The sequence below is a fragment of the Altererythrobacter ishigakiensis genome (assembly GCF_001663155.1).
GTDB lineage: Bacteria > Pseudomonadota > Alphaproteobacteria > Sphingomonadales > Sphingomonadaceae > Erythrobacter > Erythrobacter ishigakiensis.
Window position 1 is genome coordinate 2,122,393 of the sequence record NZ_CP015963.1, and the last position, 13,397, is coordinate 2,135,789.

The window sequence follows — 13,397 nt, forward strand, 5'->3', positions numbered from 1 at the left end:
ATTAGTTGAGAAGCACCGCGATTCGATGTGTTCAGGTTTAGGGCTTCAAACCTGAATGAATTGCAACGACTGTGTCAGAAAATGAAAGCTGCGGTGAATTGTGCAGATTTGTGCGACTAATCGTGGCTTGCGGGTCCTGACGAGCGGGCCTAGTGGCCGGGGGTGTCCACGCAATCCAATCAAGACGATGCCTCAAGTCATGCGCCATCTGGCATCCCCGCGGCGTTGGGCGCGTATGGAATCTGGGGCTTCCTTCCGCTCTATCTGATCCTGGTGCAAAGTGTCCCGCCAATCGAATTCGTTGGCTGGCGGATTATCTGGACTCTGCCGATCTGCTTGTTGATTGTGGTGTTCCGCAAGCAGATACCCGACCTCAAGGCCGCTTTGAGAAACAGCAAGGTACTGCTTGTTCTGATGGGCAGCGCAATACTGATCGCCATCAACTGGTTCGTTTACGTCTGGGCCATCCAGACCGGTGAAGTCTACGCGGCCAGCCTGGGCTATTACATCAATCCGCTCGTCAACGTCTTGCTTGGCACGATGTTACTCAAAGAACGCCTGTCGCGCCGGCAGTGGTTGGCGGTTGGCCTTGCGGGCCTTGGCGTTGCAGTTCTGCTCGCCGGCGCTCTGACTACATTGTGGATCAGCCTGACGCTCGCGTTCAGCTTCGGCACGTATGGCTTGCTGCGAAAGCAGGTACCAGTTGGTTCATTACCAGGCCTCACGATTGAGAGCGCGCTTCTGATCCCGCTCTCGGTCGGGATTGCCTGGTGGTATGCTGCGGGACCCGACGGCTCTTCGTTCGGACAGGATGCTTTCCTCAGCTTCGCAATCATACTCGGAGGATTCCTGACCGCAGTGCCGCTACTGTTGTTTGCGGTGGCGGCGCGCCGCATGGATTATTCCACACTGGGATTCTTCCAGTTCATTGCGCCTTCGATCGTGTTCATATTGGGGCTGACCGTTTTTGATCGGCCACTGCTCCCAGCGCAAATTGCCAGCTTCGCCTTTATCTGGACGGCAATCGGTATCTTCGTTTGGGATATGCTGCAGCGGCGACGTGCTGCACGGGTGCTTGCTTAGCCGGCTATCCGCCAGAACAACGCTTGCCCCGCATGGAACGGCACAACGACACTGCCCCCTGCCTTAAGCTCATCCGGCACTGAAACTTCTGCGCGTTCCAGCGTGATCATCTCTTCATTCACTGACAGGCCGTAGAACGCGGGGCCATTAAGAGAGGCGAAGGCTTCAAACTGATCGAGTGCGCCTTCCTCTTCAAACACTTGAAGATAGCTTTCCAGCGCGAACGGCGCGTTGAAAATGCCCGCACAGCCGCACGCAGACTCCTTGGCATGGCGTTCGTGCGGTGCGCTATCAGTGCCGAGGAAGAATTTCGCGTCCCCACTTGTCGCTGCCTTACGCAGCGCCAGCCGATGCGTTTCACGCTTGGCCACTGGCAGACAGTAATTATGCGGCTGGATTCCGCCTACCAGCATGGCATTGCGGTTGATGTGCAAGTGCTGTGGCGTGATTGTTGCAGCAACATTGGGTCCGCAAGACAGCACGAAATCAACCGCGTCACTGGTAGTGATGTGTTCAAATACCACCTTTAGCTGCGGGAACTCGCTGGTGATCCGCCGCAGATGGCGCTCGATGAATTCGGCTTCACGGTCAAAAACGTCTATATCCTGATCAGTCACTTCGCCGTGCACGCAAAGCACAATGCCCTCTGCCTCCATCCGTGAAAGGACCGGATCGAGCTTGCGGACGTCCGTCACGCCATTGTCCGAATTCGTAGTCGCGCCAGCCGGATATAGCTTCGCCGCCGTAAATACGCCCTCCGCAGCACCGCGTGCCAGATCGTCCGGATCGGTGTTGTCAGTCAGGTAACAGGTCATCAGCGGCATAAATTCGATGCCTTTAGGCACCGCCGCCAGGATCCGCTTACGATAGGCGGCTCCACTGGCGGTGTCTGTTACTGGTGGGGTAAGATTGGGCATTACGATCGCGCGGGCAAACTGGCGCGCGGTGTATGGCACAACATCGCGCATCATCTCGCCATCGCGGAAATGCAAATGCCAGTCATCGGGGCGGCGGATCGTCAGCTTGTCAGTCATTGGTAGATGCCTCTAGTCCCGCAGCTCACATCTTTCCAGTCGCTATCTTCGTCCCTAAGTAAGCGCGCATGAAGATCGGATTTCTTGTTTGCCCGGGAACCATGCCGGGTTCCGCACGCCGCCGCGAAGATGCGTACGAACACGACCTGCAAGTGCAAGCGATCCGTCCAGAGATAGAGGCCCGCGGCGGAACGCTGACCGAAATCGACTGGCGCGACCCGATCGAAGCTTTCAATGGCTTTGACCTGATACTGATCGGAACACCTTGGGACTATCAGGATGATGAAGCCGAGTTCCTCGGAAAACTGGACGATCTGGAGTTTGCCGGCATCACAGTTTGCAACTCCTCCGACATGGTGCGCTGGAACGCGCGCAAAACCTATCTGCGTGATCTGGAAGCACGCGGGATAGCGATGATTCCCACTCTGTGGATCGAGAAGGCGTCAGTGGCCGACATCGACGCAGCGCTGTATGCTTTTGGCTGCGAGACGGTTGTTGCGAAGCGCCAAGTCGGCGCCGGCGCAGAGGGACAAACCATTCATCACATGGGTCAGACAGCGCCAAACTGGCACATGCTCCATCCGGCGATGATTCAGCCTTACCTGCCTCAGATCGCAAGCGACGGAGAGTACAGCTTCATCTTTGTTGATGGACAGTTCTCGCATGCGCTGCGCAAACGTCCGGCGAAGGGCGATTATCGTGTGCAATCATTATACGGTGGCACCGAAGAGACGATCACACCAAGCGATGTCGACATTGGCTTCGCACAAGCGGTGATCGATGCGATCCCCTTTGAAACTCCACTTTACGCCCGGATCGATATGGTCCGCGGAGACGGTAACGATCTATTGCTGATGGAAGCGGAGCTGATCGAACCATTCCTCTATCCAGAACAAGGGCCAGAGCTTGGACCGCGAATGGCCAATGCCATTGCGAAAAGGATTCAGATCGCATGACCGCAACCCGCCTATTTGACCGCGCTGTGATCCGCCTGTCCGCGCAGGACGATAGTGAGAATGTGCGCGATTTCCTGCAAGGCCTCGTCACCAATGACGTTAGCGGTGAGCTGCCGGTCTCTGCCGCGCTGCTGAGCGCGCAGGGCAAGGCGATGTTCGATTTCCTCGTTTGGTCAGATGGCTCAGATGTGTTGCTCGATTGTGAAGCGGCCGTGGCCGACGACCTCGCCAAACGGCTTTCGCTCTATCGCCTTCGCCGAAAGATCAATATCGAGCGCGATGACAGTCTGGCCGTCAATTGGAGCATTGAAGAAAGCGATGGGGTTTATCCAGATCCGCGGCTGGCCGAATTGGGGTATCGTTGGCTGAGCCCGGCAAGCGAAGAGGACGAGCAGGCCGACGCGGCCTGGCTCGCGCATCGCCTCTCTCTAGGTGTGCCAGAAGGTTACGCCGAACTTGGCGAGATACTCTGGCTGGAAACCAACGCAGTCGAACTGAATGGCGTCAGCTTCGACAAGGGTTGCTACATCGGTCAGGAGAACACCGCGCGCATGAATTGGCGACAGAAGGTCAATCGACGTCTGGTCGTCGTTCCGCTCGGCACATCAGATGAAAAGCGCCAAAAGGTGGCCTATCCCGGTCTAGGCATGGCTGTCGACCATTTGCGGGTGGAGAACATCGATCCCGAAGCAGCACCCAATTGGATGCGCGAGACTCTTACACCTGCTGACTAGCTGCCAACGAACGCTCCAGCATCAGCTGCGCACGGTCCCGCGCCGCGGTATCTGGCAAACCCAGCGAGCGCGCCAGAGCTTTGCCAATCAGGGCGTCACCCATCGCCATAAGTACCAGAGCCAAAGTGTCTTCGTGCACGCGCATCCCCTCACCGGTATGCGATGCCTCATCCTGCGCGATTTCATCGACCAGCTGATGGATCGTCTCGACAATCGGGCTGAGCGCATCCTCATTGCCGGTCAGGATCATCCAACTCGCCAGCGCGCCCGCGCCTTCCTTGTCGAAGGCATCGAATGCCAGGTCCACCACTTCGCGCGGCGCCCCCAACCCGGCGCGGCTAGCAGTTACAGCTTCCCTGATCGTCTCGCAAACCGTCTCTGCCAAATGTCTCGCGAGCTCTTTCTGAAGCCCGGATGCTGACCCGAAATGATGCAGCAAGTTGGCATGCGTGCGCCCGATACGGGCTGAAACCGCCTTCAAAGTAACCGATTGAGGCCCCGTTTCAATAAGTAATGCTCGTGCTGCCTCCAGCGCCGAACTTCTTGATTCTTCAGGTGTTAACCGTTTGCGACTTGTCATTATTTGTTAAGCCTAATAGATTCTTAAGATCATGACTGATCAGACCACCAACCTAGAGCGCTCTGCTCTAACCAGCAAGAGCAGCGATGAACCCATCACCGCCCGCGGTAGTGCAACCCCGGCAGAGCATGAGCTGATCGTGCGGGACCGGCGGTTTGACCGCCAGGCCATGGTGCCGCGCTGGTGGCATTCCAATGATCCGGTGGCGACAGCATGGTATAATTCTGTTTCAGCCAGCCTGCCGCGCGGTGAAGCCTTCTTCATCGATACCTTGCGCGATTTCCGCGAAGACTTGCCACCCAAGCTGGCGAAGGAGATCAAGGCCTTCACCACTCAGGAAATCAACCACACGCGCGAACACGTTGCTTTCAATCGTCTGGTTTCCGATCACGGCTATAATGTCGAAAGCATTGATCAGGGTATCCAGGCAATGCTTGAGCTAACCGAGGGCCGACCCAAGGAATTCAACCTTGCGATCACGATCGCGCTGGAACACTTCGCTGCGATCATCAGTCGCCAGTTGTTGGCCAAGCCGGAATATCTGGAAGGTGCAGACCCTGTCGCCGCCGATATCTGGCGCTGGCATGCAACCGAAGAGATTGAGCACAAGGGGCTGGTCTATGACGTGTGGCTCCACGCGACCCGCGATTGGAGCGCGTGGAAGCGCTACAAAACTCGCGCACTTGTCGCGGCGCTGATCACGAAGAAATACTTCGGCAACCGCATTCGCGATGCCATCGGCCTGCTCGAGCAAGACGGCTACTCACGCAGCAAGGCCAAGCGTAAGCTCTACGCTTTCCTATGGTGGAAACCCGGCATGATGCGCCGTATGTTCTTTGAATGGGCCACCATACTGACCCCGCGCTTTCACCCATGGAACCACGATGACCGTGCACTGCTCGGCAAGACCGAAAGTCCCTACGCTGACGCGGTAATGCCAGCTGAGTAAGCCCGAATTGAAGGACCGCTGGCAGCCCGACCGAATTCAGTCCTGCTAAGTGGTAGAGACAGGACCGCCGTTCTGCAGCCAGTGGGCGTAGTCTTGCGGCAGCTTGCTCATAGCTGATTCGTAAAGCGCCAGATCTTCATCATCCAGCACCCCAACCCAGCGCCCGTTGGTACCTTTATGGATGAAGGTGTCCGCACCGCCCTTGAACGCAAAGGATATGTTCTCGCCAACAACTTTGAATGGATCCTTTTTCACCTCCGCAAAGGTGCACCGCTTAACTACATCGGGCCAAAGTTCGGATGGAACATCAATGCCCAGATAGTCCGCCACACCTCTCATCTGACCGTCTAGATCATCGAGCAAGTCGTTGAAATGCAGCAGCTTGATGTTTGGAAGGTGCCGGTAATTCCAGAATGTGAGCGCAAAGCTGAGATGGGACCAGTACGGATAACCGCCGATCTCCCAATCAAACCAACTGCGGCTGATCCAATCGCGCCAAATCTGCTTTATGTCGCCAGTAAAGTGAGGAAACTCTTCGCCGACTCTTCCGGGAACGCCGTTCATCGTGCCATAGAATTCGTCTGTGTGGCTGCCCCAATGATTGAGCAGCGACATGAACACGTCTCTTGGATCGCGGGTTACGCATAGATACTTGCAGTCGGAATAATAGGGCAGTCCGTCCAAGGGGGTATGCGTCTTAATGTATCGACGGTGATCTTGCTCCTCCAACTGACCGAGAACCATCTCCAGAGGAAAAGGCCGAAAATCGAGCCAGGGAGAAATGAACGAAGCGGGACCCGGCAGGTCGCCGTCCGGGAAAAGAAGATTGCCGACAATGGTTTGAGTAAAGGTTGTTCCAGCCTTGTAGGATGTCGCAATGATTATGTCGTCGCTTCGCGGTGTGAACCAATTCCATCGCGTGGAGTCCAGATGGTGATTTTGATAAACATGCTTGCGGACTGGTAAGTCGGCCATAAAGCCCCCCAACTCTTTGCTCGACCCTAAGAAATCACACCTATTGGAACGCAAAGGTTCAATCAACTCACAAGCGCGGGTGCCAGATCTCAAGGCGCGACCTGAACGCTATTGACACAAATGTCAGTAGTAGTTATTAACATCATTGTTAGTAACCTATTTATGGAGTGTTTCGTGAACGCCCCCGCCAAGATCGACATCGACACCGCGACAGAAACTGCGCGCGATCAGAAAAACCCCACTCCGGCCGATCTCGAAATCACCGTGCGTGATGAGCGATTCAACCGCAACACCACTCCCAATCGCTGGTGGGCAGGAGAGCCCATTGGCACGGCCTGGCACAATGCACTGTCGGCCACTTTCCCACGCGGCGAAGCTTTCTTCATCGAAGCCGTCAAGGCGCACCGTGATGGTGCCCCGCCCAAACTTGCCAATGAAATCCGCGCTTTCGTGAAGCAGGAGATCAACCACACCCGTGAGCACATCGCCTTCAATCGCCTGGCCGAAGATCACGGCTACGACATCAAGAAGATCGACAAGCGCGTCGAGGAAATGCTGGCCCTGACAAAAGGCCGTCCAGAGATTCTCAACCTCGCGGCAACCATGGCGCTGGAACACTATACCGCGATGATGGCGAGCGAATTCCTCAAGAATCCGAAGCATTTCGATAAGGCCGACCCGGAAGTGCGCAACATGTGGCGCTGGCATGCGGCTGAAGAAATCGAGCACAAAGGTGTCGCTTATGACACCTGGAATCACGCTACACGCGATTGGACCCCATTCCGCCGCTGGAAGGTGCGCAGCTTGATGATGCTGATCGTTACCGGCCGCTTCTTCAGGAATCGCTGGGAAGATACCATGAACCTGCTTGCGCAGGATGGCATCACCGGCTGGAAAGCGCGTTGGGGCCTGTTCAAATATCTCGCGTTTACGCCAGGTGTTGTGCGTCGCATCTTCCCCGCGTGGCTTGCTTACTTCAAACCAGGTTTCCACCCTTGGGATCACGATGATCGCGCACTGATCGGCCTGTATGAAGGCGACTTTGAAGACGCCTTGATGCAGCCAGCCGAATAGTCGCTACTCCTTTACCGGAAACAAGAAACCCCGGCTCCGCATAAGTGGAACCGGGGCTTCTCTTTGCGCCGCCTGTTTATGGGGGAGAGGGGTCAGGCGGCACTTTGCCAATCTGTCGATTGCTGAGACAGATCGAGCGCATATTCAGCTGTCGGCGCTTCTGAACCACGGCCGCAGCTATGGCGATTTACAATCCTGCCGGTGGGTTTGAAGCCAAGTTTGGACAACACCTTGCCCGAAGCAGGATTGTCCAGGAAATGGCTTGCAACCAGAGACTTGTGGCCCAATGTTGAGGCGATCTCGATGACGCCGCGCCCCGCTTCCGTGGCATTGCCTTGTCCCCAGTACGGTCGGCTGATCCAATAGCCCAACTCGACCTCATCTGCGGTCATGTCGATGCCTATGCAACCGATCAAGGCCGCGTCCCGAGCCCTGGTGATCAGAAATCGCGGAAACATGGGATTTACCGGCAACTCCACAAAGCTGCGCGCATCATCCCTGCTGTATGGCCATGGCGCACGCGCGAGGTTCCGCACCACGCCTTCATCGGCGATACCTGAATACACAGCTTGCCAATCCTCAGGCCATGCCGGCCTAAGCAGCAACCTTTCGGTGCAGTGGAACATTGGACTTCTCCCATTGGCCCCGCCCCGGTCTCTTATTCCGGACGCGTGACAATTGCGTGATAGCGAAACATAATTCCGCCGCGAATTTTCAGAGGGAGAAAACAAAAGAGGGAGTGGGTCGGCCCCATCTCCCTCTTTGGTTGCCGGCTATATCCGGCTGGGACCGTCCCGGTGGACGATCCCTTTATCGAACCGTCCGGTTATTCGGCTGCTTCCATAATCGCGTCTACAGACACATATTTGCGGCCGAGTTTGCCTTTGTGGAATCGCACCACGCCGTCTTCGAGCGCGAAGAGCGTGTGATCCTTACCCATGCCGACATTGCTGCCCGGGTAGAACTTGGTGCCACGTTGGCGCACGATGATGTTGCCCGCAACGACGCCTTCGCTGCCGAACTTTTTCACGCCAAGGCGACGGCCGACTGAATCGCGACCGTTACGTGATGAACCACCTGCTTTTTTATGTGCCATCGGTCCTGATCCTTACTTCTTCGCTGCCGGCTTCTTTGCTGCAGCCTTCTTGGCTGGAGCCTTCTTAGCCGGCGCCTTTTTCTCAGCTGCTACCTTCTTGGGAGCGGCCGACTTAGCTGGAGTCTTCTTAGGAGCAGCTTTCTTTGCTGCTTCCTTCTTTGGCGCATCTTCAGTCTTCTTGGCAGCGGCCTTCTTGGCCGGAGCCTTCTTCGCGCCCTCACCCACATCGGTGATCCGCAGCAGCGTCATCTGCTGACGATGACCGGCCTTGCGGCGATAGTTATGGCGGCGACGTTTCTTGAAAACGACGACCTTTTCGCTCTTTGCCTGAGCGATGATCTCCGCCGAAACAGTGACTTTCGAGGCATCAGCGAGCTTTTCGCCCTCGCCTGCAAGCAGGACATCACCCAGCGTCACGGTGTCGCCGGCATCGCCAGCGAGTTTTTCGACTGCAATTTTGTCTCCGGCGGCAACCCGGTATTGTTTGCCGCCTGTGCGCACGACTGCGAACATGGTGGTAATCTCTCAATCTAAAGCTGTGCCCCTTCACCTGTCGAAAGGGCGCGCCCGACTCTCCACCAGAAGGTGGCGCCGGAAAGAAGCGTGCCGTTAAGGGAAAGGCGGGCTCAAGTCAACGCCGGAAAGGTGCATTTTTCCGCGCCGCACAGGAAATTGGCCGATTATTTCCACGATGCACCGGAACGGGTGGCAAGATGCCAGCTTCGTGCTATTCACCATCGTAATGGTCCGCACATCGCATTTTCGCAAAGTTATTGCTTTTGCAGCTGCCGCTGCTGTGGCTGGCTGCGCGAGCAGCGCGGAACGCTATCCAAACCTCAACTTGCGCGAGTTCGAGCGGGTTCAAGGGACTTTCACCTCTGCCTCCGTCACATCGCAAGTGTCAGCGCCAAGCTCAATCGCTGCTTCCGATTTGGCTGACTTAGAAGCCGCCATTAAATCGGCAGGCGAGCATCATGCGCGTTTCTTGGCACAAGCTGAAGCGGCACGTCCGCGGATTGCTTCAGCAGCAGGCACAGGATTTGAAGATAATCGCTGGCCCATAGCGCAGATAGAGATCGCTTCACTCGAATCACGAAATGGCGAAATCGTGTCCTTGCTGGCAGATCTCGATTCGCTTTATTCCGATGCGTCCTTTTCTTTCACCGAACGAGAGCAGATCGATCAGGCGCGAGAACAAGTGTCTGACTATCACGCTGCGGAAAGACAGGTGATAGCTGAACTGATCGATTTACTTGGGTCCCGCGAGGAGCAACCATGAACCTGGCCTGCGAAGCATGCCCCGTACGCGATAGTGCAGCTTGCTCTGTATTGAATGATGATGAACGTGACGCTCTGGCCGCTGCTGGCCGGACCCGCACCTTGAAGCGCGGTCAGATGCTCTTTGCTGCAGGCGACGCGGACGCAGCCTGTGCGACTCTGGTCTCAGGCGCACTAAAAGTGTGCTCAACCGATATTGACGGTAACGAACAAATTCTGGCGCTAGTGCATCCATCGGGCTTCATCGGAGAGCTATTTGCGCCGTTCGCGCATCATGACGTAGTGGCGCTTACAGATAGTCAGCTTTGCACTTTCGCACGCAAGGATCTGGATCAAGCGATAGATCACTATCCCGCCCTTGCAAAAGCGTTGTTGCGCCGAAGCCAGGAAGATCTGCACGCAACACGCAGCTTGTTGGAATTGACCGGGAATGCCACCGCCGAAGCGCGATTGGCTGCATTGATATATGACTTTGCACAGGCAGCAAGCCAATCGCCTTGCCACCCCGAACAGACGTTCGAGTTACCACTTTCGCGGGGCGAGATCGCAAATATGCTTGGACTGACGATCGAGACAGTCAGTCGCAAATTGGGTGATCTGGAATCGAGTGGCGCCATCAAACGCATAGGCAAGCGCGGGATCGAACTGGTCGACCCCGCGCACCTGCAGGCCCTCTCCGGAAGATTCCAGGGGTAGCCGGGTCGCTTCAGCTAGCCAAAGCGACTATGGTCACCACCGCTACGCCCCAGAACAAAACGAGGACCGGCAGGATCAGAACTTGAGTGGCAGCGTCCCGCGCCTTGAGCGGGCCGGTATGGGTCATGATGCCCTCGCCATTAAAGCGATCGTAGCTCACGGCATTCGACGACTTTGTTTCCGGCTTCAACTGAGTCCAGATGCCCGGAACAACAAACCCGGCCACGATGATACCGGCGATAATCACCATTGGAATGATCAGCCCTGGGTTCGCAAATGCCAACGCCGTGATTGCTACAAAGCCAAGATAACACGCGATTGTCGCGCCATAGAGCGTTTTGGGAAGCCCGAAATCGCGATCAACATTGGTTGCAACACGATTCTTGGCTTCAGGCGCTTTGACGATCTGAGCTTTTTCCTGAACGAATTCGGTGGTGAGCATTTTCGACATGGTGATGTCTCCTTCCGTTGAGACATCTTTTGCCTCGAGTTAGACCCGCTCACCTTGATCGAAATCAAATCGTGCGAATTATCTCAACTCCAGCGGGCGAGATCCGCGTAATCATCGCTGCGGGGCTCGATCCATTGCCATTCGCCATCGCGCCTTTCGCGTTTCCAGAACCATGCAGCCGCTTTCAAATGATCCATGCAGAAATCAACCGCATCGATCGCGCCACGTCGATGTCTGGCTGCTGCGGACACGCAAACGATCGGATCTCCGGGAAGCATTTGGCCAACGCGGTGGACCATCAATAATCCCATCAACTCAAAACGCGCGAAGGCCGCGTCAGCGAGCTGGTCCATGCTTGGCAGCGTCAGAGGCTCGTAGTGGGATAGCTCCAACGCTTCGACACCCGTTTCGCTGCGCACCTCGCCGACAAAGGTGCACACACCGCCCAATCCCGAATTCGCGGCCTTGAACTGGTCGACAAGCGCACTCGGATCAAATGCCTCCGCTAACAGGCGAACATCGCGCATTGTCAGCCACCACTGACAGGCGGAAGCAGCGCAACTTCATCGCCGTCTTGCGCATTGAGCGTAGCCTTGTCCGCCAGGACTTTTCCGGCGCAGGCTACATTCACGCGTTCCTGGCGCAGTTGATCGGCCACTTGAGGTGCAACTGCCGATAGCAACCCCTCCCAATCGAGCGGCGCAGGAAACTCGTGAATTTCCTCTCCCGCAAGATCGCGCAGTGGGCCTAGGAAGAGCACCGTCACCGCCATGTCAGCCGCCTGTCATCGACATATGGCGCGGCTGCGCCGGTTCAGCGCCGCGCTCAGAGATATCGAAATGATGCCGTTCAGGCTTGATCCGCATGGCTTCATTCAGCGCGGCTTGCAGGTTCGCTTCCGGATCGTCCGAACGAAGTGCTGCACGCAAGTCGACTCGCTCGCCGCCGCCAAGGCAGGGATAGAGCTGTCCTGTTGCTGTCACACGCAAACGGTTGCAGCCCGCGCAGAAATTGTTGGTCAGCGGCGTGATCATGCCCAGCTTCCCGCCGGTCTCCTCGATCCGGTCATAGCGTGCGGGGCCGCCAGAGCTTTCGCTCAGCGGAGTGAGTGTCCAGCGCTTCTCCAGTTGTTCGCGCACAGCCGATAGCGGCAAGAAATGGTCGACTCTGTCTTCATCGACATCGCCCAGCGGCATGACTTCGATCAGCGTGTGATCGAAACCTTCACCATGTGACCATGCAATAAGATCGGGAATCTCATGCTCGTTCACCCCTTTGAGCGCGACTGAGTTGATCTTGACCTTGAGCCCCGCCTCTTTCGCAGCCGCGATACCCTCCAGCACCCGCGGCAACACGTCGCGCCGTGACAGTTTGGCGAACTGCTCGCGATCACGTGTGTCGAGCGAGATGTTCACCCGCTTCACACCCGCGCTCGCCAGATCGTCCGCATGCTGTGCAAGCTGAGTCGCATTGGTTGTCAGCGTCAGCTCTTCCAGCCCGTCCCCTAGCTTGCGACCCAGGACGCGAAACAGGTCGATGATGTCGCGCCGGACCAGCGGCTCGCCGCCAGTAACGCGAATCTTGGTAACCCCGCGCGCGATGAAACCGAGTGACAGCTTATAAAGCTCCTCAAGGCTCAGCACTTCCTTGCGCGGCAGGAACGTCATCCGCTCTGGCATGCAATATGTGCAGCGCAAATCGCAGCGGTCAGTCACCGACAAGCGCAGATATTTGATCTGGCGTTGGAAGCCATCGATCAATGGCGCAGGCATGGCGCTGGGGAGCAAGACGTCACGGACCCTAGTCATGAAGCGGAAGATACTGTCCCGTAATGCCCGGCGCCCCCCTCAAATATGCGAGCATTGATTGGACCGCCTCTTCGCTGCCCCCGCCCAGCACATTAACTCTTTTGGGCGCGAATTTTCGCGCGAGATCGCGCGCAACCGCCCGCCGCCAATCGTCGTGGTCGGTTGGAGATGGCGGCAGGATAATAGTCAATTGGTCTGCACCACCCTCCAGAGCAGTTATTGCCGAGTGTAGATGCCCAGCATGAAACGCCGCGGCCGCGTCGAGTGGCTCGGCCGGCAGGTTATCCACCTTCAGCTCGGCCTGTGCCATCCTACTTCCGCTCTCGGTGCAGAGTGATGCCGATCTTCTCATTCGCTTCAGCGATAGCCAGCTTCACGATCTTGACCGTAACCGCCTCTACCCGTGCGTCTTGCACAAACAGTGTTTCGCAGATGTGATCTGCCACTGCTTCGATCAGCTTGAAATGTACGCCTTCGGGCAGAGCGTCAGAAGCTGCAAACTTCAGGTCCATATAGTTCTTGCTGTCTTCCAGCGGCGTGTCTGGCTCATACCGTTCGGCAACCGACATGCGCACCTGAATGGTGAAACGCAGCGGTTGCGGCTTACCCGTTTCTTCCGAATAGATGCCGGTCAGGACATCGTGTTCGAAATCAGCCACTTCGAGGATCAGCGAATCGTTCAT

Annotated in this window: 19 protein-coding genes; 7 read left to right on the forward strand and 12 right to left on the reverse strand. The window is 56.7% G+C overall.

The features are described from left to right. The first annotated feature begins 162 nt into the window (after positions 1 to 162). The gene (gene rarD, locus A6F69_RS10125; RefSeq protein WP_067600741.1) at positions 163 to 1,083 is read left to right on the forward strand and encodes an EamA family transporter RarD; all 921 of its coding nucleotides are present in this window, start codon (positions 163 to 165) and stop codon (positions 1,081 to 1,083) included. On the opposite strand, the gene pyrC is transcribed toward rarD, so the two are convergent. Beyond that, positions 1,080 to 2,117 (reverse strand): dihydroorotase, encoded by a 1,038-nt coding sequence (pyrC, locus tag A6F69_RS10130; RefSeq protein WP_067600744.1) that lies wholly within the window; start codon positions 2,115 to 2,117, stop codon positions 1,080 to 1,082. The two genes, rarD and pyrC, sit on opposite strands and share 4 nt — an antisense overlap. A 68-nt stretch (positions 2,118 to 2,185) precedes the next feature. Here pyrC and A6F69_RS10135 point away from each other — a divergent pair, with 68 nt between their 5' ends. Then, positions 2,186 to 3,073, forward strand: a complete 888-nt coding sequence (locus A6F69_RS10135) for an ATP-grasp domain-containing protein (RefSeq protein WP_067600747.1) — start codon at positions 2,186 to 2,188, stop codon at positions 3,071 to 3,073. After that, positions 3,070 to 3,807: a CAF17-like 4Fe-4S cluster assembly/insertion protein YgfZ gene (gene ygfZ, locus A6F69_RS10140; protein ID WP_067600751.1), complete on the forward strand. Its 738-nt coding sequence runs from the start codon at positions 3,070 to 3,072 to the stop codon at positions 3,805 to 3,807. Before A6F69_RS10135 ends, ygfZ begins: the two co-directional genes overlap by 4 nt. On the opposite strand, the gene A6F69_RS10145 is transcribed toward ygfZ, so the two are convergent. Then, positions 3,791 to 4,387 (reverse strand): TetR/AcrR family transcriptional regulator, encoded by a 597-nt coding sequence (locus A6F69_RS10145; protein ID WP_067600754.1) that lies wholly within the window; start codon positions 4,385 to 4,387, stop codon positions 3,791 to 3,793. The two genes, ygfZ and A6F69_RS10145, sit on opposite strands and share 17 nt — an antisense overlap. Before the next feature lie 31 nt (positions 4,388 to 4,418). On the opposite strand from A6F69_RS10145, the gene A6F69_RS10150 reads away from it, so the two are divergent. Beyond that, positions 4,419 to 5,336, forward strand: a complete 918-nt coding sequence (locus tag A6F69_RS10150; protein ID WP_083984765.1) for a metal-dependent hydrolase — start codon at positions 4,419 to 4,421, stop codon at positions 5,334 to 5,336. A 45-nt stretch (positions 5,337 to 5,381) separates the two neighbouring features. On the opposite strand, the gene A6F69_RS10155 is transcribed toward A6F69_RS10150, so the two are convergent. Continuing rightward, positions 5,382 to 6,377, reverse strand: a complete 996-nt coding sequence (locus A6F69_RS10155) for a sulfotransferase domain-containing protein (RefSeq protein WP_211352810.1) — start codon at positions 6,375 to 6,377, stop codon at positions 5,382 to 5,384. 108 nt (positions 6,378 to 6,485) lie between these two features. Between A6F69_RS10155 and A6F69_RS10160 the strand changes: the two genes are divergently transcribed. Then, positions 6,486 to 7,385 (forward strand): metal-dependent hydrolase, encoded by a 900-nt coding sequence (locus A6F69_RS10160; RefSeq protein ID WP_245638231.1) that lies wholly within the window; start codon positions 6,486 to 6,488, stop codon positions 7,383 to 7,385. Between the two features lie 92 nt (positions 7,386 to 7,477). On the opposite strand, the gene A6F69_RS10165 is transcribed toward A6F69_RS10160, so the two are convergent. The 3 genes from A6F69_RS10165 to rplU all read right to left on the reverse strand — a co-directional run bounded on the left by A6F69_RS10165 (position 7,478) and on the right by rplU (position 8,994). Continuing rightward, positions 7,478 to 8,011, reverse strand: coding sequence for a GNAT family N-acetyltransferase (locus A6F69_RS10165; protein WP_067600760.1), 534 nt, complete (start codon positions 8,009 to 8,011; stop codon positions 7,478 to 7,480). Between the two features lie 200 nt (positions 8,012 to 8,211). Beyond that, the gene (gene rpmA / locus A6F69_RS10170) at positions 8,212 to 8,481 is read right to left on the reverse strand and encodes a 50S ribosomal protein L27 (RefSeq protein ID WP_067600763.1); all 270 of its coding nucleotides are present in this window, start codon (positions 8,479 to 8,481) and stop codon (positions 8,212 to 8,214) included. Between the two features lie 12 nt (positions 8,482 to 8,493). After that, positions 8,494 to 8,994 (reverse strand): 50S ribosomal protein L21, encoded by a 501-nt coding sequence (gene rplU / locus A6F69_RS10175; RefSeq protein ID WP_067600766.1) that lies wholly within the window; start codon positions 8,992 to 8,994, stop codon positions 8,494 to 8,496. Positions 8,995 to 9,172: 178 nt separating this feature from the next. On the opposite strand from rplU, the gene A6F69_RS10180 reads away from it, so the two are divergent. Together A6F69_RS10180 and A6F69_RS10185 are read left to right on the forward strand one after the other, a co-directional pair. Further along, positions 9,173 to 9,760 (forward strand): hypothetical protein, encoded by a 588-nt coding sequence (locus A6F69_RS10180; protein ID WP_067600770.1) that lies wholly within the window; start codon positions 9,173 to 9,175, stop codon positions 9,758 to 9,760. After that, positions 9,757 to 10,455, forward strand: coding sequence for a Crp/Fnr family transcriptional regulator (locus tag A6F69_RS10185; RefSeq protein ID WP_067600773.1), 699 nt, complete (start codon positions 9,757 to 9,759; stop codon positions 10,453 to 10,455). Before A6F69_RS10180 ends, A6F69_RS10185 begins: the two co-directional genes overlap by 4 nt. Before the next feature lie 10 nt (positions 10,456 to 10,465). Here the strand turns inward: A6F69_RS10185 and A6F69_RS10190 are convergent, their stop codons facing one another. The 6 genes from A6F69_RS10190 to A6F69_RS10215 all read right to left on the reverse strand — a co-directional run bounded on the left by A6F69_RS10190 (position 10,466) and on the right by A6F69_RS10215 (position 13,397). Beyond that, positions 10,466 to 10,906: a hypothetical protein gene (locus A6F69_RS10190; RefSeq protein WP_067600776.1), complete on the reverse strand. Its 441-nt coding sequence runs from the start codon at positions 10,904 to 10,906 to the stop codon at positions 10,466 to 10,468. 83 nt (positions 10,907 to 10,989) lie between these two features. Beyond that, the gene (locus A6F69_RS10195) at positions 10,990 to 11,433 is read right to left on the reverse strand and encodes a molybdenum cofactor biosynthesis protein MoaE (RefSeq protein ID WP_067600779.1); all 444 of its coding nucleotides are present in this window, start codon (positions 11,431 to 11,433) and stop codon (positions 10,990 to 10,992) included. Between the two features lie 2 nt (positions 11,434 to 11,435). Continuing rightward, positions 11,436 to 11,678, reverse strand: a complete 243-nt coding sequence (locus A6F69_RS10200; RefSeq protein ID WP_067600783.1) for a MoaD/ThiS family protein — start codon at positions 11,676 to 11,678, stop codon at positions 11,436 to 11,438. Position 11,679: 1 nt separating this feature from the next. Continuing rightward, positions 11,680 to 12,678: a GTP 3',8-cyclase MoaA gene (gene moaA / locus A6F69_RS10205; protein ID WP_067600788.1), complete on the reverse strand. Its 999-nt coding sequence runs from the start codon at positions 12,676 to 12,678 to the stop codon at positions 11,680 to 11,682. 28 nt (positions 12,679 to 12,706) lie between these two features. Beyond that, positions 12,707 to 13,024 (reverse strand): Rossmann fold domain-containing protein, encoded by a 318-nt coding sequence (locus A6F69_RS10210; RefSeq protein WP_067600791.1) that lies wholly within the window; start codon positions 13,022 to 13,024, stop codon positions 12,707 to 12,709. A gap of 1 nt (position 13,025) precedes the next feature. Continuing rightward, positions 13,026 to 13,397, reverse strand: a complete 372-nt coding sequence (locus A6F69_RS10215) for a dihydroneopterin aldolase (RefSeq protein ID WP_067600794.1) — start codon at positions 13,395 to 13,397, stop codon at positions 13,026 to 13,028.